Origin of the sequence: Bacterioplanes sanyensis (genome assembly GCF_002237535.1) — a bacterium.
Lineage (GTDB): Bacteria > Pseudomonadota > Gammaproteobacteria > Pseudomonadales > Oceanobacteraceae > Bacterioplanes > Bacterioplanes sanyensis_A.
Map to the genome: position 1 here is coordinate 2,295,890 of NZ_CP022530.1, position 23,388 is coordinate 2,319,277.

General features: G+C 52.6%; 23 protein-coding genes and 1 pseudogene. 10 read left to right on the top strand and 14 right to left on the bottom strand.

What is annotated here, in order from left to right; all coding sequences use genetic code 11:
- Positions 1-40: 40 nt before the first annotated feature.
- From CHH28_RS10705 to CHH28_RS10715, 3 genes are all read right to left on the bottom strand, one after another.
- Positions 41-1,774 carry an ABC-F family ATP-binding cassette domain-containing protein gene (locus CHH28_RS10705; RefSeq protein WP_094060303.1) on the bottom strand — a complete coding sequence of 578 codons (1,734 nt, stop codon included), beginning with the start codon at positions 1,772-1,774 and terminating at the stop codon, positions 41-43.
- Between the two features lie 953 nt (positions 1,775-2,727).
- Positions 2,728-3,312 (bottom strand): chloramphenicol phosphotransferase CPT family protein, encoded by a 585-nt coding sequence (locus tag CHH28_RS10710; RefSeq protein ID WP_094060304.1) that lies wholly within the window; start codon positions 3,310-3,312, stop codon positions 2,728-2,730.
- A gap of 112 nt (positions 3,313-3,424) precedes the next feature.
- Positions 3,425-3,739, bottom strand: a complete 315-nt coding sequence (locus tag CHH28_RS10715) for an HAD-IA family hydrolase (protein ID WP_094060305.1) — start codon at positions 3,737-3,739, stop codon at positions 3,425-3,427.
- A gap of 51 nt (positions 3,740-3,790) precedes the next feature.
- Here CHH28_RS10715 and CHH28_RS20640 point away from each other — a divergent pair, with 51 nt between their 5' ends.
- Entirely contained in the window at positions 3,791-4,174 is a 384-nt protein-coding gene (locus CHH28_RS20640) for a transposase (protein WP_094060306.1), read from the top strand.
- Positions 4,141-4,569, top strand: a pseudogene (locus tag CHH28_RS10725) (IS5 family transposase); the annotation flags it as partial. The gene CHH28_RS20640 and the pseudogene CHH28_RS10725, both read left to right, overlap by 34 nt.
- Here CHH28_RS10725 and CHH28_RS10730 read toward each other — a convergent pair.
- The 9 genes from CHH28_RS10730 to CHH28_RS10775 form a co-directional block, all read right to left on the bottom strand.
- Positions 4,555-4,905 (bottom strand): HAD hydrolase-like protein, encoded by a 351-nt coding sequence (locus tag CHH28_RS10730; protein WP_094060307.1) that lies wholly within the window; start codon positions 4,903-4,905, stop codon positions 4,555-4,557. The pseudogene CHH28_RS10725 and the gene CHH28_RS10730 sit on opposite strands and share 15 nt — an antisense overlap.
- A gap of 446 nt (positions 4,906-5,351) precedes the next feature.
- The gene (locus CHH28_RS10735; RefSeq protein WP_094060308.1) at positions 5,352-5,663 is read right to left on the bottom strand and encodes a cupin; all 312 of its coding nucleotides are present in this window, start codon (positions 5,661-5,663) and stop codon (positions 5,352-5,354) included.
- Positions 5,664-5,902: 239 nt separating this feature from the next.
- Positions 5,903-6,751, bottom strand: a complete 849-nt coding sequence (locus CHH28_RS10740; protein ID WP_094060309.1) for a universal stress protein — start codon at positions 6,749-6,751, stop codon at positions 5,903-5,905.
- An 83-nt stretch (positions 6,752-6,834) separates the two neighbouring features.
- The gene (locus CHH28_RS10745; RefSeq protein WP_094060310.1) at positions 6,835-8,322 is read right to left on the bottom strand and encodes a SulP family inorganic anion transporter; all 1,488 of its coding nucleotides are present in this window, start codon (positions 8,320-8,322) and stop codon (positions 6,835-6,837) included.
- A gap of 260 nt (positions 8,323-8,582) precedes the next feature.
- Entirely contained in the window at positions 8,583-9,308 is a 726-nt protein-coding gene (locus CHH28_RS10755) for a hypothetical protein (protein ID WP_094060312.1), read from the bottom strand.
- Positions 9,283-10,620, bottom strand: a complete 1,338-nt coding sequence (locus tag CHH28_RS10760; protein WP_094060313.1) for a DUF1501 domain-containing protein — start codon at positions 10,618-10,620, stop codon at positions 9,283-9,285. Before CHH28_RS10760 ends, CHH28_RS10755 begins: the two co-directional genes overlap by 26 nt.
- The gene (locus CHH28_RS10765) at positions 10,620-12,857 is read right to left on the bottom strand and encodes a DUF1800 domain-containing protein (RefSeq protein ID WP_094060314.1); all 2,238 of its coding nucleotides are present in this window, start codon (positions 12,855-12,857) and stop codon (positions 10,620-10,622) included. The genes CHH28_RS10760 and CHH28_RS10765 overlap by 1 nt, the downstream gene beginning before the upstream one ends.
- Positions 12,858-13,607: 750 nt before the next feature.
- The gene (locus CHH28_RS10770; RefSeq protein ID WP_094060315.1) at positions 13,608-14,090 is read right to left on the bottom strand and encodes a GNAT family N-acetyltransferase; all 483 of its coding nucleotides are present in this window, start codon (positions 14,088-14,090) and stop codon (positions 13,608-13,610) included.
- Positions 14,090-15,931: an ABC transporter ATP-binding protein gene (locus CHH28_RS10775; RefSeq protein ID WP_094060316.1), complete on the bottom strand. Its 1,842-nt coding sequence runs from the start codon at positions 15,929-15,931 to the stop codon at positions 14,090-14,092. The genes CHH28_RS10770 and CHH28_RS10775 overlap by 1 nt, the downstream gene beginning before the upstream one ends.
- Positions 15,932-16,061: 130 nt before the next feature.
- Between CHH28_RS10775 and CHH28_RS20395 the strand changes: the two genes are divergently transcribed.
- The gene (locus CHH28_RS20395) at positions 16,062-16,421 is read left to right on the top strand and encodes a transporter substrate-binding domain-containing protein (RefSeq protein ID WP_157729877.1); all 360 of its coding nucleotides are present in this window, start codon (positions 16,062-16,064) and stop codon (positions 16,419-16,421) included.
- Entirely contained in the window at positions 16,418-16,819 is a 402-nt protein-coding gene (locus tag CHH28_RS20400; RefSeq protein ID WP_094060318.1) for a substrate-binding periplasmic protein, read from the top strand. The genes CHH28_RS20395 and CHH28_RS20400 overlap by 4 nt, the downstream gene beginning before the upstream one ends.
- A 149-nt stretch (positions 16,820-16,968) precedes the next feature.
- Here the strand turns inward: CHH28_RS20400 and gloA are convergent, their stop codons facing one another.
- The gene (gene gloA, locus CHH28_RS10790; RefSeq protein ID WP_094062054.1) at positions 16,969-17,526 is read right to left on the bottom strand and encodes a lactoylglutathione lyase; all 558 of its coding nucleotides are present in this window, start codon (positions 17,524-17,526) and stop codon (positions 16,969-16,971) included.
- A gap of 127 nt (positions 17,527-17,653) precedes the next feature.
- Between gloA and CHH28_RS10795 the strand changes: the two genes are divergently transcribed.
- The 5 genes from CHH28_RS10795 to CHH28_RS10815 all read left to right on the top strand — a co-directional run bounded on the left by CHH28_RS10795 (position 17,654) and on the right by CHH28_RS10815 (position 21,240).
- Positions 17,654-18,958 (top strand): N-acetylmuramoyl-L-alanine amidase, encoded by a 1,305-nt coding sequence (locus CHH28_RS10795; protein ID WP_094060319.1) that lies wholly within the window; start codon positions 17,654-17,656, stop codon positions 18,956-18,958.
- The gene (locus CHH28_RS10800; RefSeq protein ID WP_094060320.1) at positions 18,951-19,496 is read left to right on the top strand and encodes a hypothetical protein; all 546 of its coding nucleotides are present in this window, start codon (positions 18,951-18,953) and stop codon (positions 19,494-19,496) included. Before CHH28_RS10795 ends, CHH28_RS10800 begins: the two co-directional genes overlap by 8 nt.
- A complete protein-coding gene (locus tag CHH28_RS10805) occupies positions 19,493-19,981 on the top strand; it encodes a hypothetical protein (protein WP_157729878.1) in 489 nt (162 codons plus the stop codon). The genes CHH28_RS10800 and CHH28_RS10805 overlap by 4 nt, the downstream gene beginning before the upstream one ends.
- The gene (locus CHH28_RS10810; RefSeq protein WP_157729879.1) at positions 19,978-20,571 is read left to right on the top strand and encodes a hypothetical protein; all 594 of its coding nucleotides are present in this window, start codon (positions 19,978-19,980) and stop codon (positions 20,569-20,571) included. The genes CHH28_RS10805 and CHH28_RS10810 overlap by 4 nt, the downstream gene beginning before the upstream one ends.
- A 156-nt stretch (positions 20,572-20,727) precedes the next feature.
- Positions 20,728-21,240, top strand: coding sequence for a nuclear transport factor 2 family protein (locus tag CHH28_RS10815; protein WP_094060323.1), 513 nt, complete (start codon positions 20,728-20,730; stop codon positions 21,238-21,240).
- A gap of 139 nt (positions 21,241-21,379) precedes the next feature.
- Here the strand turns inward: CHH28_RS10815 and CHH28_RS10820 are convergent, their stop codons facing one another.
- Positions 21,380-22,279 carry a DMT family transporter gene (locus CHH28_RS10820; RefSeq protein ID WP_094060324.1) on the bottom strand — a complete coding sequence of 300 codons (900 nt, stop codon included), beginning with the start codon at positions 22,277-22,279 and terminating at the stop codon, positions 21,380-21,382.
- Positions 22,280-22,449: 170 nt separating this feature from the next.
- Here CHH28_RS10820 and CHH28_RS10825 point away from each other — a divergent pair, with 170 nt between their 5' ends.
- A complete protein-coding gene (locus tag CHH28_RS10825; RefSeq protein WP_094060325.1) occupies positions 22,450-23,343 on the top strand; it encodes an AraC family transcriptional regulator in 894 nt (297 codons plus the stop codon).
- Positions 23,344-23,388 lie beyond the last annotated feature (45 nt).

Here is a 23,388-nt window from a genome sequence, read left to right on the forward strand (position 1 = left end):
GAGATGAAATACGCGCGGGTAGCCCGCGCGCAATGTTTGCCTAGAGGTGCTCGAGCTGTGCCATGAGTTCCGATATTTCATCTTGCCACTGCGCTTGGCGTTGTGGTTTTTGAAACTTCGGTTTGCGTGCTCGATCCTCCTCCAGTAATTGCTCCAACTTAAGCAGCTGTTCTAATAGAGCGTCCGCCTTTTGGGCCTCTGGTACTGTGTTTTCTGCCTGATCTAAGCGATTGCTGCAATCAGCTTCTGCAAGTGTGCTGGCTGCTAATTCTTCATCGTATTGTTTCAGGTCGTGAATTTCTACCAACCGGCCTTGATGAATCCACCAATATCGTGTCGCAACTTTTTCAATAAAATGACGATCGTGGGAGGTAAACAATAAGGATAAACCATCCTGTATCAAATCGGCTTCCAGTTCTTCTTTACCCTGCAAGTCAATATGGTTAGTGGGTTCATCCATGATTAACAGGTTGGGCTGGTCGAGCTGAAAGGTTAATAATAACAGCCGCGCCTTTTCACCACCGCTAAGCACACGTACTGAGCGGCTATGGTCCAGGTAAGGAAAGCCCCAGCGAATCAGGGCTTGTCGAATGTCGTCATCGCCGGCTTGGCTGTGTTGACTGACCCAACTTTGGATTGATTGCTCAACAGCGAATTGCTCCAGTTCCTGATCAAAGTAGCCTAGGCGCACATTGGGGTTAAAACGCGTCGTCGTCTGCTGATCGTGTGGCGTTAAGTGCGCTTCGATCAACCTGCGAATACAGCTGGATTTACCAGCTCCATTGATGCCCAGTAAAGCAACGCGATCGCCCGGGCGTAATACCAGCTCTTCAACATGAAATAACGGAGAACCGTCAGGCGCGCTCACCTGCTCATTTTCCATAATAAATAGCTGTCGCGCCTTGAGCAGCTCGGTATCAACACTAAGGGCTAGCCCTGTGCCCTGAGTTACAAAGGTCTTGTTAGCTTCGAGGCGTTCGATGCGTTTTTCCATGGATTTGGCTTTGCGAGCCAAATCTTCGTTGTCATACACTTGGCCCCAATGTGCTAAGCGTTTGGCACTGCGCTGTAGTTTATCGATCTGTTGCTCTTCGGCCTTGCGGGTTTTGGCCGCAGCTTCATCTTGTTGTTCCAGTTTTATTCTGGCGTCAGAGTAGGGCACATTAAAACTATAAATGCGCTCATCACGTAGCCAAAGCGTCCGGTTGGTAACGCTGTCAAGCAGATCACGATCATGGGAGATCATGATAAACCCGGGTGTATCCGGCTTTTGTAAGTAGCGCTTCAGTAGCCACATGGCACGACTGTCCATATGGTTACCAGGCTCGTCGAGCAGCAGCAGCTCTGGCTGCAATAACATGGCGCGAGCAAATAGCGCCAGGTTTTTTTGCCCGCCACTTAAAGTCGACATAGGTATGTGCCACTGTCGCTCAGTGAACCCCAGCTCAGTCAGAATGTTTTCCGCCTGGTAGCGCTCATGGATTTGACGCTCTGTGGGTAAGACCTGTATTACAGCGTCGATTAGCCGATATTGGCTGAGCGCATCGGGCAAAAACTGCTCCACCTGACCAATAACGAGTCCTCGTTGGCGCTGTACAAGACCGTCGTCAGGCTCGATATTGCCTGCCATTAAACTGAGCAGCGTGGATTTTCCTGAGCCATTGTGGCCAACCAAACCGATGCGATCACCGTGTTCTATCGAGGCCGAAATTTGGGCAAAAAGAGGCTTGGTGCCCGCTTGATAGGACACATTGATTAACGAAATTAAAGACATAACTCACCTGTGTGCAATTCAAAAACGAAGCACAGATGAACACTGAGGTGTATAGAGAGGTCAGCGAACTCTGTGCGTTAAACGGCCAGAATCGCTGTGCGTGGGTCTCCAAGGTGATATGCGTAACAATGTACGCACATAAATGCAGTAAACTGCATGCGGAGCTCCTCTGTTAGGTGAATGAATGGAACAGTGTAACCTTAGTCCCTGTCGCTGCCAATCCGCAGCCGGTTTTTACCAGGCGGATTTTCAGTCGGCTCTTTTCGGTCGGGCAATCAGCTTTCGCTCAAGCGAGAATCTTTCGAGCGGGCAGTTTAGGCGCCACCTGAATCCTGTGGGCTATCGATAGCAGGGCAATCGCCGCTGTCGCTGGCAGAGGTTTGAGGTATAGACTGTGCCGATAATATGTGTTGTCGGATATCCATTGAACTTATTGTGAGGCCGTTGTCGGCGGCATAGTTATCCAGTTGAGCCTTGCCAGCCCACATATAGATGGCATAAGCCTGGTAGCAGCAGAGCCTAGGGAAATTTTATTGAATCGTGTCGCTGACTTGGCTAGGGCCTGTTAACACTATTTCGATCACGCTGTTATGAACTGAAAACCCCTCAATCAAGGCGCGAAGAGTGACGTTTAACGAGTTAAATGAAGGAAGAGCAACACAGGTTGAGGGGTTTTCAGTCATACCCCGAAGGGCTGGCGTCCGTTTTTCCCTGAGTGGCGTTATTCGTTGCTTATTTAACCCGTTAAACCACACGCCTCATGCCTTACTCAAGAAAAAACTAACTGCCAGCAGCAAAGAGCTAAATAGTGTTAACAGGCCCTAGCACTGTATTTTGATTTATTTCCCCAGTCGTCAGAGAGCTTGCGCTTAAGCTGGGTTTGAAAGACGGTGATGGCTTTTCGCCGGGTGATCCAGGGGGCTAAATTCATGGATTATTCCATACTAAAAGTATCAAGCCTTGTGCTGGGACTGTTGCTTGAGAAACTGCGCAATCAGCTTGGCACACTGCTGGGGTGAAGACGTTGTCGTGGATATTTCAAGGTCATACTCCACACCTAAATGAACACGTCCAGCTTGTTCACGTGCAGACCCAGGCACTCTGTCTTGGCGTTGACGTTCTCGCTGCACCAATGTTGAGGTCTCACAATGAATACCGACAAACAGTGTTTCGATGTTTGACAAAACCCTCTGCCAGATATCTTGCTCAACTTTACCGTTCATGATGTCATCAACAATAACATTGAGGCCATTGTGCGCTAACTGCTGAACGCTTTCGTGATAGGCCTGGTTAATTTGCTTGCCGTAACTTCCACTGTCAATGCGCTGTAGAGCATCGCCATCTTGCTGCACTGTTCTGAAATAAAAGCCATCTGCCTTTTGGTCGGCCACCGTTAACTGATTACTTTTTTCAGGCATCATGGCGATAAAGGTGTCGATGCCTAGGTGTAGGTAATATTCGGGCAGTAACGCCTGAAGCTGTTTTGCGATGGAAGATTTTCCTGAGCTGGACGCACCATTAAGAATGATGACTGGCATAGAGTTCTACCTCTGATATGAAAAACCATATCTACTGTTGTGGCACTATGATGAATCTGTTTTAAGGAACAGTGGCTGGGCATGTGGGAAAATCAGATTGTGCCAAGATTTGTTAAATGATGGCACTCTTTAGCTGCCTCATATGACGAATCTTACGTGCACTCTCGATTGACTCATGTATCCCATCTGGATCGTACAGCACTGACAACATGCCTGCCGATTTCGCTGCTGCAATACCAACATGGCTATCCTCTACTACAGCGCATTCATGAGGCTTAAAGCCCATTTTCTGCGCTGCATGAAGGAATATACCCGGGTCAGGTTTCCATGAGCCTATAACATAAGAGCTGAAAATATTGCCGTTAAAGTGATTCGACAACCCTGTGGTGGATAAGGCCCGATCAATTTTGTGTAGAAGCTGTTTCATAACCTTCAGTCCGATATAATAATCAAAACTATCAGCTTCAACTCCTCCACCATGAAACGTTCAACCTCAGAACTGACCGACCAACAGTGGGCACACATTGAGCCTTGTTTACCCAGCCTGCCTCGTGGCAAAGGGGGTCCCAAACCTATCAGCAATCGAGCCTGTTTCGAGGGCATTTTATGGGTCTTACGTTCAGGTGCGCGCTGGCGTGATCTACCCGAGCGCTATCCTTCACCGAGTACCTGCTGGCGCCGCCTTCAGTACTGGGAAGAGCAAGGTGCATGGCTCAAAGCCTGGCGTAAGTTTCTTCGCATTCTAGATCAACAGTCGCGGTTAAATTGGGAAGAATCGTTTTCTGATGGTAGTTTTGCACCCGCAAAAAAAGGGGCCTCGGTGTTGGAAAAACCAAGCGTGGTAAGGGGTCGAAGTGGATGATAGTCGTCGATGGCGAAGGCATTCCAATCGGGCTGACACTTGGCTCAGCGTCACCGGCGGAGGTCAATCTGATTGAGGCTTTGTTAAATGTTTCCTATGGCAAGAGCAAGGTGAAGCGTTTGATTTACGATAAAGCGGCAGACTCTGATCCTCTGCGAATGGCGTTAAAGAAACGGGGCGTTGATCTCATTTGTCCACATCGTCGAAACAGGAGAAAAGCGCCGCTGCAAGATGGTAGAAAGCTGAGAAGGTACGACCGTCGCTGGAAAGTAGAGCGCACTTTTGCTTGGCTTGGAAATTATCGGCGATTAGTGGTTCGATGGGAAAGAAAGCTCTCAATGTATCGAGCCTTCTTTCACGCCGCCTGCATGATGATCGTGCTAAAGAAGTTGTGAAACAGCTTCTAGGGGGCCGCTTGAAGCTACGCATTTGGGTAATTCAATTTCGCGCAGCATCTCCTGAACTCCTTTACAGGGCTGTAGCTGCTGCTCGAATAATTCGTCGACGAGCGATCTGTAGGAAGGAATAAAATCGTCTCTGAGTTCTATTTGATGATCTGATTCAAGTATCTCGAGGATGTTGGCTAACTTTCCTCCACGGAACTGCTTCATCATCTCTTCGGCTGATGCGTCAATGCCATATTCTCTGAGCTTGATTTCCAAGGCGAGGTTGCAGAGGTACTCGCTGTCTACCAATGTTCCGTCGCAGTCGAATATGATGCACTTGATCATGCTTCTCTCTTGATGTATGAATGTGGTGAAGTCGTTTTTTTGGGCTTTACTTGCTAGGAGTGCCGACACTTTTCACAATCGTATCATGGCTCTTCTTTACGCTACAGATCTCATGGATTTTGCTATTTTTGATTTTAAATACACCCCTGCTGCCTCGGGTTCTGTGCTCAAAGTATATCTCTTTGTCGAAGCCAAAGAAGTGATTCATGTATTTTCCATCCCATGAGCTGCCGCAGTTGGGGTGTCGGCCTTCCAGATCTACTTTCTGCATGTTTAAAAGAAGTGATCTGTTTTCGCTGTCAATAAATGATTTTCTGTCTTCTGATAGTTTATCAACGTAATTGTAGTCACAGCCTCGTCCTGCGCTGCTGGAATATTCCAATTCCCCGACGTAATCTGGTGATCCAGCTTGAAATGGTATATAACCACGATCAGCTGATTGTTCGTTATACGCTGCCCTCTTTTTCAACCACCAGAATTCTCGAAGCAACTTTCGGGTGTGCCACATGTTCTGTGCCTATTGAGGCAAAGAATATGTCACCGGCTTCCAGTATTGTGGATAACTCTACACCATCTTGGCGATAGAACATTTCGACAATGCCATCCAAGACGACGAACACTTCTTCGCCATCATTGGTGTGCCATTGGTAAGGTTTATCGGTCCAGTGAAGGCGGGTAGTGATGCCATTCATATTGGCGATATCGAGAGCACCCCAAGCACGCTCGGCTACAAATTCTTTCGCCCGAATAATTTTCATTTCTGTCTCCATGGCAAGTGATGAGAGGTTTGTTGCGCTTTATCTCTTCGCCATACCCGCAGAGGTCTATTGTTTCAAGCCCCGTGCTGGGTAAGTGGCGGCTGTTTTCTGCTGTCTGGGTAAAAGAGTCCTAGCGCTGCTGCATTACCATTTAACAAAACTAAAAAAAACCGCCCATTGCTGCAAACACTGGGCGGTTTGGTTCTGCCTGAAGGGGCTAAGAACTAACGCAATAACAACTAACGCAATAACAATAGTGGCACATCACTCTGGCTGACCATTTTGCGCGTATGGCTGCCGACAAAAAACTGGCGAATACGGGAGTGGCCATACGCTCCCATCACCATTAAGTCGATGTTGTGATCTTGCTGGTATTGAGACAATGCCGGCTGAACCTCGCCTTGTAACTTCGCAACCGTGACCTCAAAGCCATGGCTTTGCAGCTGTGCTGCGGCCTTGTCTAATAATTGCTGGTGTGCGTCGTCATCGTGGCCGACCATCACCAAGTGGCAGGGCAGGCCTTGTAGCAGCGGGCTTTGTGAATAGGCGTCCAGTGCTTTTTGTGCAGTATCGCTGCCATCAAAGGCGACCATAAAGCGTTTCGGTGCACTGAAATCGCCAACGGTAACCAACAACGGGCGCTCACAGCCACGCACTACTGCCTCCAAGTGCGACCCAAGGGCATGGTCGAGGCTCGCGTGGGCTTCGCCTTGGCGGCCCATCACCAGTACTCGAGTGTCTTCTTGCTGCTCTAACAGCGTTTCTACCACGGTGCCGTGGCGCTGCAGTGTTTCGATGGTGTCCGCGCCATGCTGTTTGGCCAACGTATGCGCGTCTTCCAGGATGTGTTTGCCGTGTTCCAGTGCCAGGCGGGCCCGCTGTTCATCCAGTTCGGTTAGCTGGCGCAGCAAGTGCTCACGGGCGCCTAGGCCAATACTGCCGGAGAGGTTGTCCTGATGGCTGCTGTCGCGCTCTAGCACATGCAGTAAACGCAGCGGTGCCTGCAGGCGTTGGCTCACCCAAGCGGCGGCCTGGCAAACCTGAGGTGAGACGCTGGAGCCGTCGATGCAGGCAACAATATGATTCATGCGATTCTCCTTATCGGGCGCCAGGCAGTGGTCTGTGTGAAACCGGCCAACCAAACAAGATGTTTGGCTGGCCGTTGCTGCCGTTAGTGGCCGCCCATGAGTTTTTCGACCTCGGCGGGGTCGTTGTGAACACCAAAGCGATCAACAATGGTGGAGGTGGCTTCATTCATGCCAACCAGCTCCACCTCCGCGCCTTCACGGCGGAATTTGATGACCACTTTATCCAGTGCTGATACTGCCGTAATGTCCCAGAAATGCGCTTGCGTCAAATCAATAGTGACTTTACTGGCTGCTTCGCGGAAATCAAAGGATTTCATAAAAGCTTCAGAGGAGGCGAAAAAGACCTGGCCAATCACGGCGTAGTGGCGCTCATCGCTGCTTGGCTGCTCGCTTTTAACCACCATAAAGCGACCAATTTTGTTGGCGAAAAACAGCGCTGCCAGCAAAACGCCGGTAAATACGCCCAGTGCTAGGTTGTGGGTGGCCACCACCACAGACACCGTTGCCAGCATCACGATGTTGGTCGACAGCGGGTGTTCTTTCAGATTACGCACCGACTCCCAAGAGAAGGTACCAATGGACACCATGATCATCACCGCCACCAATGCCGCCATAGGAATCTGACCGACCCAGTCGGACAAAAACACCACCATAATCAGCAGCAATAAACCGGCGGTAAAGGCAGACAAGCGACCGCGGCCGCCGGATTTCACGTTAATAATCGATTGGCCGATCATGGCGCAGCCCGCCATGCCGCCCATTAGGCCAGCGCCAATATTGGCAATGCCTTGGCCCTTACACTCTTGGTTTTTATCGCTGTCGGTGTCGGTCAGTTCGTCCACGATGGTGGCCGTCATCATCGACTCCAGCAGGCCAACCGCCGCCAGTGAAATGGAGTAAGGCAGGATGATCCACAGAGTTTCCAGCGTCAGCGGCACCTCTGGCCATAAGAAAATGGGCAGGGTATCAGGCAATTCACCCATGTCGCTCACGGTGCGAATATCCAAGCCCAGTGCCATGGAAACCGCCGTCAGAGTCAAAATACACACCAGTGGCGATGGCAACATACCGCCAATTTTCGGCACATAGGGAAACAGGTAAATGATGCCCAAACCGGCTGCCGTCATAGCATACACGTGCCAGGTCACGTTGGTGAGCTCAGGCAATTGCGCCATAAAGATCAAAATCGCCAGAGCGTTGACAAAACCGGTGACCACCGAACGCGAGACAAAACGCATTAAATTGCCGAGCTTTAAATAGCCGGCGCCTATTTGCAGCACCCCGGTGAGCAAGGTGGCGGCGAGCAAATATTGCAAACCATGCTCTTTTACCAAGGTCACCATCAATAGCGCCATGGCGCCGGTGGCGGCAGAAATCATGCCCGGGCGACCGCCGACAAAGGCAATAATGACGGCAATACAAAAGGATGCATACAAGCCGACTTTCGGATCAACGCCAGCAATGATGGAAAATGCAATGGCTTCTGGAATCAGTGCCAGGGCCACCACGGTACCGGATAACAGGTCACCACGAACGTTGGAGAACCACTCCTGGCGTAATCGTGCAAGCATAAAGGTTCCTATTGTGTAGTCGGCTCAAGCGCATTACAGCAGCACTGGCTGACAAATGAATGAAAGTCGGATTTGAATGACCACGCGGGCGTTGGCTCAGCAACCAAGCTGGGTGGCTTGGAATTGGCGCGGCGCCATGACGGTGGTGGCGGAGCAGAGTATAGGAAGAAATCGCGCTACACAGCTGTCCATTCGGGAGCGGCGATTATACAGATTGACAGAGTAGTCGCAATCAATGTGTGGCTGTTTTTTGACCAGTGCTAGCCGTTGTTGCAATCAAAATCGCTTTGCTGGCGCAGCACCAAATGAACCAGTGCCTGATAGGCAGGCTGATCTTCTGGCAGGGCTTCGTGCGGGTGGCGTTTGACTTCGCCGAGCTGGGTATAGGTGATGTTTTGCGACGGAAACTCGTGCAGAAAGTCGCCGTACTCATCGATCAAGGTGGAGAATTGCGACCATTCCCAGCGCGGGTCGAAAACGCCTTGCGCGCCCAAACCGTGACAGCTAATGCAATGCTGTTGCAGCTCCGGCTGCACATGGTGCTGGTAAAAGGTGCTATTGCGCAAACATTCGCCCACTTCCAGTTGGGTGTCTTGCAGCACATTCAAAGCTTGATTGTCTTGGTTTTGAAAATCGACGCGCACGCGCAGCTCACCGGCGGCTTCCACCAGGCCACGCCAGTTGGCGCTGCAGTCTTGGCCACAGTCGAGAGCCAAAGGTTGGCTGATAATCGGCGTACTGGCTGGCAGGGATTCGATCATCAATACGGCAGAGCTGACCGTTTCGCTGCTGCGAAACTCAACATCAACCGTGGCCGCACCGCTGGCGGCGTAGTAAGTATTCACGGTTAACGACTCGCTACTGTGGCTCGGCGCTGTTGCCTCGGCACTGCCGCTACTGCTGCTGCCGCCACCGCAGGCGACTAGCCCCACGGCAGCGGCGGACAACGTGACCAGGCGATTAAATAAAGGCCAGGTTTTTTTCATTAAAGTTCACCAAATGCGGGAATACATCCAGGCATTCGCTGGCGCTCAGACCCATCCACTGCGCCAGCGTTGCCGCATATTGGTCGACAGAATAATTAGGTATAAAGCGACCGGTTCCACTTTTGGTGGCATCTGCACTGCCACCGGGCGTGGTGTCGTGCATAGTACCATGGAATTGCCCGCCGTTAACCGCTCCGCCCATCACCAGGCATTGGCTAGCCCAAGCGTGGTCGGTGCCATTGCCGTTGACCGTCATGGTGCGACCAAAGTCACTGGCGGTAAATAGGGTAACGCTGTCGGCCAGCCCTTGTGCGTCCATTTCTGCCTGGAACTTTTCTAAGCCGCCATTGAGCAAGCTGAGCAGGCCATTTTGTGCTTCCAACTGATTGCCGTGCGTATCAAAGCCACCCAAGGTGATCATAAATAGCTGACGCTTGGCGCCCAGTTGCTGGCGCGCCAAGATGCCTTGTGCGGCGGTGCGCAGTTTGCGCTCAAAGTCATTGCTGGCTTGAAAGCCTGGCTGTGCAGATTGACTGAAGGCGGTGGCCAGTTGATCGGTGGTGCCCACCGTTTGGTTGATGCTGTGTTGCAACTGGCGCCCCATCACCGACTGGTCGCCGCTGCTGAGCAAGCGTTGCAAGGCTGCGCGGCGGTCGTTGTTGGCGTGCTGATAGTTCAGGCGATTGATGCCATCCAAACCGGTAGCATACGGCGAGGTGCTTTGGCCGTTCAGCCACGGCGCACCGTCGGCAACTAATAACGAGGCGGGCACTGTAGGCTGCGACGAGGCAAATAAATCCGCCATGCGTCCGCCCCAACCGGTGGCATCACCGGTGACTTCAATCGGGCCTAAGGTGTGCCAAAAATGTTGTTGGTGGTTGTGGGCAAACAAACTCGCTGGCAAGGCCACCTGATGGTTTTGTATTTGTGTTTTGGTGGCAGGCTCGACCAGTGCGCCGACTGAGTTCACCACCGCCAGCTGACCGCTGTTAAAACGTGCGGCTAGGTTACCCATCGCTGGATGAAAGCCATACTCGGTGCCGTTGAGGGCATGCAGCGATTGCTGACCAATGGCGATGCCACTGCGGTGGGTTTGATAATCGGCATAGCCAGCATTGTCGGTCGGAACGATCATATTGCTGCAATCGTTACCGCCGTGCAGGAATACACACACCAAACTTTTGTGGTCATTAAATTGTGTGCTGCTGGCGGCGAAGGCTTTTTCCATCATCGCCAGCGAGGTGCCAGCGCCCAACAATGTACTGGTGCCTGATAACGCCACCAGGCGTTGAATAAAATCACGGCGTTTCATTATTTGCCCTCCAGCATAAATTCAGGCGATGCCACCACCAGTGACAGTGCGTCTTGGGTTTTTAAACGCTGTCCGCGCAGGTCGTCGTGGTAGTTTTGGCTGTTGATGTAGTCTTCAACAATGCCGCGCAGCTCGGTGGACATGGTGCCACCCAGTAAATGCAAATCGATACTGTCCAGCAGTGCGCGAGTGTCGTTGGCCACCTGCACGATATGTTCAATGTTCATATACGCTAGGTGTCTTCGGTGCGGCTGGCGCTCGGCGTTCGGCACTGTGGTCAAGTACAGCATGCGATCAAAGTAGTTCTGCATTGCTAGATACTGATTGGCGCCCATCAATGCAAACTCTGGCGCCACCATCTTGGCGTCGCTAACCGGACCAGTTGGGCGATCGTCTGGGGTATAAAAGTTAAACACCGACGATGCACGCAAAATCGCCTGGCCAATATCGAATTGCAGGCCTGCAAGGCGAAGACGCGGGTGAATCTCAAAATACTCGTAGCCAGGTTGGCCGCAATACACATCACGGTTGTCGGGTTGCCAGACGTTCCACACCCAGCCTTCACGCTCGGGCGCGGTCAGCGGGAAAATACGCCACAAACGTGCCAAACGCAGCATCGGCTGAGTCAGTTTGCTGTCGCTGGCTGCCATGGCTTCTGGGTCGGTCACAATGGCTTTGGCAACGGCCGCCAAATCACCGCGTTCACCTTGGCCATTGTTTTCAAACACAGAGGCTACGCGCTGAATATAAGCTGGGCTTGGGTTGGAGCTAACCAAGCGTTGAATCAGCTGACGACTGATAAACGGCGCCACATTGGGATGCTGAAACAGCGCATCCAACGCCATGTCCAAATCTTGTTGGGCGGTATTGCCGGCCGGTAAGTTGACGCTGCCGCCCAATAGCGTTTTCGCATCGGTGTCGTGTTCTTCCTCAAAGGCAGCCATTGGCAGGCGGACGTCCTGGCCTTGATAGCCACCGTAACGCGACACCCACCATTTGAGGAAACCATTGGGTCTGAAGTCGTAAATCCAGCCGGTAAAGACACGCGCCAGCTCTTCGATGTCGGTTTGCGTATAGGTCGGAATCAGCTCGCCATTGCTGCGTTTATAGCTGCCGTCGAGATTCATCTCGTACAGGCCAATGGTAAACAGTTGCATGACCTCGCGCGCGTAGTTCTCGTCCGGGCGGGTATTTTTGCTCGGATCAGCCTTGGCATTGCGAGCATGGGACAAATACGTACCCATGGCGGGGTGCAAGGTGACATCTTCCAGCAGGTCGCGGTAATTGCCCAAAGCATGCTTGAGCAGGGTGTCGTAGTAGTGAGCCAGGCCGGTCTGCTGTCGATCAAGTGTTTCGTTGCCTCGATCGGACACCACCAGGATTTCACTCAACGCCAGCGCCATACGATGACGCAACTGATCGTCGCTGCGCAGAATGGCGTTCCACCAGGCTTGGTGGCGAGCGTGTTTGTCTTTGGGGGTTTCGCGAATGGCCCTGGTTGGATTGTCCACACTCGGTGTGCCAAGGTCTTGGTCGCCTGGGTGATCGGTGACTTCGTACAGGCACATGCGCCATTTTAGCGTTTCCATATGCGGGCTGATGTAATCAGGTTGGCCGGCGATTTGTTGATTTAACCAAGCGTCGGTACCCAAGCGTTGCAGCTCGGCCACAGAGCTTGGTGTTGCACCAAAGGTGGCTTGGTTTAGAAATTGAAATGCGTCGCTGTAACTTAACTGGCTGACTTGCTCTGAGTTGTCATCCCCCGAGTTGTCATCGCCCGAGTTGTCATCGCCCGAGTTGTCATCGCCCGAGTTGTCATCGCCCGAGTTGTCATCGCCCGAGTTGTCATCGCCCGAGTTGTCATCGCCTGAGTTGTCATCGCCCGAGTTGTCATCGCCAGAGTTGTCATCGCCAGAGTTGTCATCGCCGGAGTTGTCATTACCCGAGTTGTCATCGCCGGAGTTGTCATTACCCGAGTTGTCATCGCCGGAGTTGTCATTGCCGGAGTTGTCATTGCCGGAGTTGTCATTGCCGGAGTTGTCATTACCGGAGTTGTCATCGCCCGAGTCATTACCAGAACCATCGCCAGGCGTGCTTTTGTCTGGCGTTTCTGTATCCGGTGTTTCGGCATTGTCAGTTACTGGGGTGTCCGTTGTGGTGCGGCCACCGTCGCCCGAACCACCGCCGCCACACCCAATCAGGGCAATGGACAGCATCATCAAGGTTAACCACTGCATCTTCAGCTCCTTTTTTGTTCTGGTCTCCGTGGAAGATGACGAACAACAAGAACCGGCCAAGTAGCCAGTTGCCGCGCGCAGCCAGTGACGCACTGGTAACCATAATCTTCAAGCGGAGTTAAGTGCGCGAAAATACGCCAGCGGATGGAGAGGAGCCAGTGAAAAGCAGGGCTGTCATAAAAGACATTTCAAAAATGAGACTTGGGTCTGGCGAATGAGTGGAGTGACGTCTCATTGCTGAGAGCTGTCACCTTTAGCCCTTGAAATAGCGGAGATTTTAGTAACTTTAAATTGAGCAATGCGGTGGGTGACGCTGGGCGTGATTATGTGTCACACAGCGGCAGCTGTCGACTTTTTTTGACGAGTAGAATAGGGGCGACTCGAATAAAAACCCTAGATCGATAAAGGATAAATACGGTACATCAGTCTCTTTAATCGACACCGGTTGCGAAGCTATTTCGACGATTGACGAGTGGTATTGTTGACGGCTTTGCTGTCGATGGTTGGCAGCCGCACTGTTGGCTGGAGTGAAGGTAAGCAGTGGAAGTAATGCAGTGGAAATCAGCACAGTGACATCAAGCACAAAGGCCAGAGAGCAAACTCAAACAAGAGAATGCTCTGAAAATATAATTCTGCGAGCAACTGTAGCGGGGCATACCGGCCGTGCATATCAAACGGTTTAGTCGAATATGCTGGTTGAGCTCAAAGGTTGTGGCATCAGGCTCGCCAAATGCGCACAACCTTGTCCATTTATAGGGTTTTTTGCCAGAATTCAGCAATGCCCATGGCCGGGTCCAACTCATAATTGCCAAAACCAAAACTCGCGTACGCCTTGCGCGCGGCGTGGTTGCCTTGCAGCACTTCTAGGGTGATTTTGCAGCAACCGCGCTGGCGGGCGATGGCTTCCACTTCGCTCAGCATCGCTTGACAAACGCCTTTGCCGCGACAACGACTGTCGACAATCACATCGTGAATATTCAGCAATGGCTGGCATTTAAACGTAGAAAATCCCTGCAAACAGTTCACCAAACCAACCGGTTGGCCCTTATCGAAGGCCAGTACGGTAAAGGCGTTGGCTACCTGGCCCAGCCCGGCGGCCACATTGTTGATGACCTCTGCAGGTAAGGCTTCACCGCCGCCCATTGGGTCGCTGGCGTAATGATTCATCAGCTCACCAATGATGGTTTGGTGTTCTGGGTTTTGGTAATCGGCGACGCGAATCTCAATGGTCATTATGCTTCTCCTAAAAATCCGCCGGTTTGATGCGCCCAAAGCTGTGCATAAATACCATTGGCTTGCAGTAGTTGCTGATGGGTACCTTGCTCAACGATGCGACCTTCGTCCATAACAATCAGACGATCCATGGCGGCAATGGTGGACAACCGGTGAGCGATGGCAATCACGGTTTTATTTTCCATTAATTGATACAAGCTGGCTTGGATGGCGGCTTCGACTTCTGAGTCCAACGCTGAGGTGGCTTCATCCAAAATCAAAATGGGTGCGTCTTTTAACAGCACTCGAGCAATGGCAATACGCTGGCGCTGACCGCCGGATAGCTTCACGCCGCGCTCGCCTACTTGCGCATCTAGGCCGCTGTTGCCGTCTGGATCGGTCAGTTCGTTAATAAAGCTTTGTGCTTCTGCTTGCTCAATGGCGCGTTGCAAATCGGCTTCACTGGCGTCTGGACGACCGTACAGAATGTTGTCACGAATGCTGCGATGCAGCAGCGAGGTATCTTGAGTCACCATGCCAATGTGTTGGCGCAAGCTTTCCTGGCTGACGTCACGAATATCCTGACCATCGATCAGAATCTGGCCAGACTGCACGTCGTAAAATCGCAATAATAAATTCACCAGCGTTGACTTGCCGGCTCCCGATCGGCCAACTAAGCCGACTTTTTCACCGGCTTTGATGGTCAGATCCAACTGCTCGAATACCTGTTTTGGACGCTGATTTTTGCCTTGGTAATGAAAACCCACTTGCTGCAGGGCAATCTCACCGCGGGGTACGCTGAGTTCTGGGGCTTGTGCTTTGTCTTCAATATCGACCGGCTTGGAGAGTGTATTCATGCCGTCGGTGACGGTACCCAGGTTTTCAAATAAGTTGCCCACTTCCCACATAATCCACTGCGACATGCCATTGATGCGCAGCGCCAAACTGATGGCCACGGCAATGGCGCCCACGCTGATCAGTGAGTCGCTCCACAGCCAGATCGACATCCCGGCAATGCTGAAGGTCAGCCAATAATTGAGCACGTTGACCGCGACATTAAAGCCGGTGGCCAGGCGCATTTGCCGATATACGGTGTTCATAAAACCTTGCATGCTGTCCTGGGCGTAATCGGCTTCGCGCTGGGTGTGAGCAAATAATTTTACGGTTTGAATGTTGGTGTAGCTGTCGACAATACGGCCAGTCATCACCGAACGGGCATCGGCTTGCTCCGTCGCTACCTGTTTTAAGCGCGGAATAAAATACAGCTGCACGCCAATGTAGCCGACCAGCCACACCAAAAGCGGCAACACCAGCCTGGGGTCGGCGGCGGCAATGATGGCAATCACGCTGATAAAATACACGCCGACATAGACCATCACATCGAGCAGCTTCATCACACTTTCGCGCACTGCTAACGAGGTTTGCATCACCTTGGTGGCCAGACGACCGGCAAAATCGTCCTGATAAAAACTCATGCTCTGGCGCAGTAGGTAGCGATGTGCCAGCCAACGTATTTTCATTGGATAATTGCCGAGCAAGGCCTGATGCACTAGGCCAGCGTGCAGGAAAACCAGCGCTGGCATGCCGATCAACAACAACGCTCCCATAACCCACAGCGTGGTTTGCTCATCATGTAACAAGGTGGCGGGATCATGGTTGACCAACCAGTCAACCAAATTGCCCATGAAGTGCACCAAATACACTTCCAGAATGGCCAGTGCAGCCGTTAGCAGCGACATGATCAGCAGCGGTTTGCGCAGACCACGGGTGTAGTGCAGGCAAAAGGCCAGCAAACCCTTCGGTGGCTTATCGGGTTGGCTGGGCGGGAAAGGGTTAATCAAGGATTCAAAGAAACTGAGCATGGCGATACTAAGGTAACGTTATATGAAAAGGCGCCTACCATATCAGATTCGCATGTCAGCCGGGCAATACACAGCGTTGCAAGCACATCAACTAGTCTGCAAAGGAATATCGGCCAAAGAGGGCATCGTTATGATGTTACGTTCTAGTGTGATGCTAATGCTGCTGTTGCCAATCGTGGCCGCAGCACAGACGCTCAGTATTCGCTCCGACACCTGGTATCCAATGAATGGAGACCCACAGGCCGATAAACCAGGGTTTATGATCGAGATCGCCAAAGCCATTTTTGAACCGCAGGGCATTACCATCGACTACCGCCTTATGCCTTGGGAGAGAGCCTTAAGTGAAGTTCGCGCGGGTCGCATTGACTGCGTGGTCGGGGCTTATGTCGAGGATGCACCAGACTTTGTCTTTCCCGAACAACCTTGGGGGTTGATCATGCTTTTTTCTTTGTGCGTTCAGGTGATGATTGGCGTTACAACGGCGATATGAAAACGCTATTGCAACGTAAGGTGGGGATGATCAGTGGTTATGCCTACGGGGAAGAATACGACGCCTTTGCTGAACAGAACAAAGGCAAAGCCTTCTTCTTTATGACAGGGGATGGCGCACTGGACAAGAACATCCAAAAGTTAACGGCTGGGCGGATTGATACGCTCTTGGAGAACAAATTGGTACTGGCTGCAAAGGCGCAGCAAATGGGTGTGTCAGATCAACTTCAAATGGCCGGTTCTTTTAGTGAGGCGTTTCCGATTTACATGGCATGTTCTCCCAATAGTGACAAAACGCAGGGCTTTATCGATATGGCCAATGCCGCATTACCGGCGATGAAAGCCGATGGCTCGCTGCAAAAAATCCTGGCGAATTACGGTCTGCAGCCTTGGTGGTGAGCTAAGCCTATTGCTCGTAACCCACTGCTAAAATAATGCCTTTGCGGCGATTAAACCCAAAGAAATGTCGATTTAATCGCCGCTCGCAATTCTTTACCGCGAGGGAACTACCGTCTCTGTCGTGTCTGAATTATAAAAACAGGGTCATTTTACTGAGCCAGATGATCTTTCAACCCTGCTGGCAGGCGGGCGGGTTCAAAAATTTCGATCCAATAGCCGTCCGGGTCTTGAATAAAAGCAATATCGTTCATTTTTCCATCTTCTGGGCGCTTAGCAAAAGTCACTTGCAGGTCATCAAAGCGCTGGCACGCAGCGGTTAAATCCGGTACTGCAAAACCAATGTGGCCAAAACCACGCGGCTCGCTGTTGCCATTATGGTACTGCACTGCATCGTCATCCTCGCTGCCCCAGTTATAGGTCAGCTCTAACATAGCCGGACGGCTGAAGGTTTGCACCGTTCGCTCGGCGCTGTCGGTGGACCACTGGTCCAGCTGCTCACGGTCGATGGCGGCCAAAAAGAACAAGGTAAAGCGCATTTCGGGAAATTCCAGCGTCCGCACCAGTGTCATGCCCATTACGCGGGTGTAAAAGTCCAATGATGCACTGGGATCTTTAATGCGCAGCATGGTTTGGTTAAACACAAACCCCTCGGTGGCATCGTCTTTGGCTTCATACAAACCCGGAGCGATATCTAGATGGCGACTCATGTAAACAGCCTCGTTAGCGATGAATGTGCGGCGAAGCATAGAGGCTGATAGGGCGCTGCGGCAAGTTGTGTCCTTGCCGAGTGGTAAATATGGGATAGGCTAAATCATAAACCTCAGGGACGACGTTATGGCCAGCCCGGAACTCGTAATCAATGCCCTCACCATCGCCGCTGGCGGCGCGTTGGTGGTCGAGCGTGTGACGGAATACCTCAAGCACGTACAAAAGCGCCTGGATCAACAGCAAGCCGAAACCTACCTGCAGCAGGTTGAGCTCGATGCTGTTGAGCAAGCGTTGCACGATGTGCAGCAATCGCCGCACTCAAACGACAGCCAGAACGCCAGTGACGACTTTGAGCGTTACGCGTCTGTGCCGGTGATTGATAACGTACAGCCCAGTTTAAATCGCGCCAAAGTGCGTTTGTTTGTGCGACTGGCGCCATTGGCATTGGGCATTATCATCGCTGCGGTGATGGATTTGCATTTACTCGCGCTGATGCGCGGCGTGAGCGTTGCGCCGATGGCCGATGTAGTAGCCACAGGCGCTTGGTGGGTCGCCATTCAGCAGTGGTTGGATACCTTGCTGAGCGGGGTGTTTATTGCTGGCGGCAGTCAGCCGGTGCATATTTTGATTCGCTTTTTACGGGCTCGCTCGGCGTTGCTACCGCCACCAGCGGACCAAACAGAACTGCTCACTGCTTCGCCCGCTGCGGAGGCGATGCCAGCACTGCTGGACTATCAAGGTGGCGTTAAACCGCTGACGCTGGATAAAGTGCACCGGCGCAGCGGCGATCCGCAACGCATTGTTGTTCATCATACTGCTATGCATTCGGCGTCCAGTTTTGACACTGTGGTGGACGAATTTCTGGTCAATAAAGGCTGGCTAACCGGCTATCACGCCATTGTTATGCCCGACGGTCAGCTGCACGCGTTTTGTCGCTGGGATCGACGCGGCAATCACGCCAAAGGCCACAACGATCGCACCCTGGGCATTGCTTTTCATGGCAATTTTCACAGCGATGGCAGTGACGCCTGGTCCAACCATGACGGTCGCTATGGTCAGTTACAGCCCAGCGATGCACAGCTGGAGGCCGGCGCACGTTTGATCGCTGCCTGGATATTGTTATATCCGGCGATGATCGGCGTTGATGATTTGGTGCCGCACCGGGAGTTGCTCGGCGCCAATACCGTTTGCCCTGGCAATCGCTTTCCTTGGGCGGATTTATGCCAGCTAGTTCAGCGTTGGCTGGTGACTTGGCAGCAACCACGCTGCTGGGCTGAGCTACAAATGCTGGCGCAGCGGCCTTATCTTTATCACGCACAAGCGCCGGTATTAACGCGGCCAGCAGAGCCCTCAGCTTCAGAGTCCTCACAAGCAGCAACCTCAATATCATCACCAGCGACACCTGAGTCGCAGGAGGCTCGCCATGGATGACGGTCATCAAGCGTTAATGTTGATTGCCACGACGTTATTTTTTGCCTTTTTAATCGAGAGGCTGACGGAAATAGTGATGGCGCTGTTTGAATACGGCGAAGTGCGGTTTGGCTGGTATCGCTTTTGGCAGAGGCGCGCAGCTCGCATTGCGCAAACGCTGGCACAGCCGAGAGACGCTGCATGGCAGCAAGAAATACAGAGAGCACTGGAGCGGTATTTAAGCCGTGAGGCCAATGGCGTAACTGCAGTGGCCGTCGCCCAGGTACGGCGTGTGTATTTACAGGTGGTGACCAAAGTTCTGTCGGTGGTGGTCGGGATTATTCTGGCGTGGCTGTTTGATCTGAATCTGTTTGCGGCCATTGATCAGCTCAATAATGCAGCGACTGAGCAAGCCAGCCCGTATTTTTCCGCCCAATTGCTACCGCATGGCCTTGCGTTGGTGTTGACCGGTTTGGTACTGGGCCTGGGAGCTGGGCCTTTGCATAAGGTGATCAGCGCTCTGGATCGTGCCCGCAAAAACAACAAGGAGGCCGCGTGATGGACTGGGTTTGGTGGCTTGAATACGGCGATTTATTGCTCGGTTTTTTATTGCTGTGGTGGCTGGCGGGGCGTTTGCCTGGCAAAGCTCGCTGGTACGTGGTGTCGTTTGGCATCGGCTGGCTGGCCTTACTGGGGTGGCAGCGTCATCGCGCCCGAGAGCGTTTGCAACAGCTAGACCAGCGCCGCTCGCAACTGCAACAACAGCTGCAGCAACTTAATCAGCAAGCGCAGCAGATGGAAATGCAAAATCAGCAGTTGGCACAGCAAGCGCGTGAATTGGCGCAGCAGAGCAGTGAGCTACGCCAGCAATTGCAGCAGTTGGCGGAAGGCGATAGCGAGTTATCCGAGCGTCGCGCCGGCATTCAAGCGCAGTTGTCCGAGACTGAGCAGCAAGCCATCGACGTGCAGCGAGAAAACCAGCAATTATTGGAGCGATTGCAACAGCTGCAGCAATGGCGTGAGTTGGCGGGGAGCAGCGAATGAGATGGACTTTCTGCCTGTTGATGGCGATGGTGATGTCGACGCCGATTTTTGCTTGTGAGTGGCTGGTCACTGAAGCCGATTTTCAGCCACGTGAGTTTGATGGCGAGTTATGGTTTGTCATGCCGGCTGACCGTTATCAGCAACTGCAATCCTTGTGCTCTGATATTTCTGGGTTGTTGCAACGTAACCAGCAGACCATCACAGAGCTGCGCCAGCGCACGCAACAGCAACAGGCCTTGTTGGATGATTTTCAGCAACAGTTACAGCGTTATCAGCAAGTCGTGGCCAATGCTGAGCGCATTAACGCGCGTTATCAAAATCTGAGTGAGGCGTACCAAAGCCAACTGCAACAGCAGCAAACCTTGTTACAGCGTTATCAACAAACAGCGCAGGCGTTTGACGAGTTGGCCGGTGACTACCGCGAACTGGCGGCCAAGCCGTTCAGTCGTTATCGATTGGGAATGGCACTGGGCGCGGGCAGCGACGGTTTGGCGGGCGCTGTGCAAGCCGGTATTGGCCCCTGGTCGCTGATGCTGCACAGCATGGATGGACGCAGCAGTGCGCTGGTTGGTGCGGAGTTGCGTTTTTGAGAGGTCGATCAGAGTCAGGCAGTACTAGTCCTGTATGGTGGCGAAAAATAGCTCGCCAGTACAAGCCGTGCTTTTGCTGGCATTGAAAGGCTAATCGACTATTTGGGTCGCTATTATTTACCGCAACGATAAACCGTCATAACAGCCGAGGTGACGATGACTTTTCCACTATTGCCAGCCATGATGCTGATTCTGTTTGGTTTGTGCCTGTCTCATTTAGCACTGTCTCAGCCGCCGTCATACGGCGATTTATCCGCTGAAACCCAGGTGGTGGGTGAGCGCTATATGCAGGCGTACATTGCTCGTGATTGGGATGTGCTGGCGGACTTTGTCGCAGAGTCGGCCACCTTCAGTGACCCAACGGCCACCATGGTCTTTGGCCAAGTATTGCAGCAAGGAAAAAGCGCCATGATGGCGAACTTTCGCAGTGGCTACGCGAGCATCACCCACATGCAGTTTCATCCGCAGCGAACGTTTTTTGCCGGAGACCGGGCGGTATTTGAAGGGACATTGGATTGGGATTTAACACTGCAAAATGATGCCGTTGTCCGTACTCGCGCTATGCCTTTTGTCACCATATTGACGGTAACCGATGGCAAGGTGCAGGAACACACCGACTACGCCGACTACCAACCATTTTTAGACGCGTATCAAGCGGCCAACCCCTAGTAAAACCGGTGAGACAAATACCTGCTGTGGGGCGAGCAGGTACGGTAAAACTGGGCTTGGCAGGGCGGCAACGCCATGTCGCGTGATAGCAAACGACATGGCAGCGGCTGCGATAAAAGAACCGTTTTCTTAAGTGGCTTTAAGCGGTCTGATTGGCACTGCTGCTTCTAACCGGCCAGCGCGCAAAGATAAGAATGTTGCCACTGATGACTAAGCAAACCCCCAACACTGCTGGCAAGCTCCACTGATAGCCTTCATACAGAGTCGAGACCGTCAATGCCACCACAGGGAACATCACCGTGGCATAAGCGGCGCGATCCGCGCCAATGCGACCGACCAGCATCAAGTAGGCGGTAAATCCTATCACTGTGCCAGGAATGGCTAGGTACACCAGCGCCCAAACATAGGCAGGCTCGCTGCTGAAGGTTAGTGGTACGTCCATGGCAGCAATCAGTGCGCTCATTAAGCACACGCCGTAAAACATGCTCCAGGCATTGGTGGTGGGTGGGCGCAGGCCATTTTTTTGGTGGCGCACAGAAATCATATTGCCGCTGGAAAACAAGTAGGTACCGGTCATGCCCAGGGCGATGCCGAGCAGGGCCTCGGAGCCGCCGTCCTGAAAATGAATGTGCGGCCAAAACAGCGTGGCGATTCCGGTCAATCCGATGGCGGCACCGGCCAGGTTTTTAACGCTGGGCGTTTGGCCAAACCATAAGCGGGCGTTGACCATGTTCATCACCGTCGCCATGGAAAAGATCACCGACATTAAACCGCTGCTGATGTAATGGGTGGCGTTGTATATGCAAAAGAAGTTGATGCTGAACAGGCACGCGCCCTGCAACACACAAAAACCGTGGTCGACGGCTTTCATCGGCTGTAAGCGTCGCAGCAGTAGCAGCACCGCAAACATGACTACACCGGCCAGGGCAAAGCGGTATAAAATAGACGCCTGCACGGCGACCTCGCCGAGCTGCAGTTTGATGGCGATCCAAGTGGTGCCCCAGATCAGCACTGTGATGAGATACAAGCCCAGATTCACATCCGTCTCCTCTGTTACGGCTGGGCACTGTGACACAGCGAGTTGAGCGGCTCTTGCAGATGTTTGCGGTTTTTGCAGATTCTGGCGGTTTTATTGTGCAATCCGTGATTATATTTGCTGAGATTGCACGGTGAGCGGTAGCATACACCGCCGAGCTATGAGGTGTGCCTGTGGCTGATACTGAATTTTCCCTGCGGGTATTTGATTGTTTGTCGCAAACCGCCGCTGAGTTGCAGCAGCAGGTATCGCTGAGCAATGGCACCAGCGCAGCCGTGTGGCAGCGTCAGGAAACCGATCTCACTCACTACCAGCGCCCTGGGCATCATACGCTCAGTTGTTATCTGGCCGGTGGCCAGGGTATTCGCCGATTGTTCAAACAGCGCAGCCAAAGCGGCGGCGGACCGGGGCGTATTTGCCTGATGCCCAGCGAAGCGGACTCGCAGTGGGAAGTCAGTGGCGATATTCAATTTATGCACCTGTACTTTTCCGATGCCCAGTTGCGCGCGCTGGCGGAGCGCATTCACGACAAAGACATGCGCCATCTGTCATTGCAGGATTTAACCTTTTTTGAAGATCGCTGGCTGAACCAGCTGTGCCAGCAAGTGCTGTTACCGCTGAACTGGCGCGACAGTGCAGATCAACTGGCGCTGTCCAGTGCCAGCGACATGCTGCTGGTGCACCTGCTCAAACACTACTGTGATCACACCGGCAAGGCGCTGTCATTGCCAGCCAGCAAAGGCGGTTTGGCGCCCTACACGCAGCGCTTGATGCTGGACTACATCGAGCACCATCTCGACCAGCCGCTGACATTGGCGCAGCTGGCCAGCCAAGCGCAGCTCAGTGAATACCACTTTGCCCGTATGTTTAAGGCCAGTTTTGGCCAGCCACCGCATCAATACGTGACCGAGCGCCGCTTGCAGCGCGCCAGTGAGCTATTGCGCCACTCTCAGTTGAGTCTGGCGGAGATTGCATTGCGTTGCGGGTTTTCCAGCCAGAGTCATTTCAACCAGCGTTTTAAGGTGTTTTATCAGGTGACGCCAGCGGCGTTTCGCAAATCCCACTGAAGCGTGGCTGTTTAGTGCGGGTATTGCGAATATTACCAGCAGTAA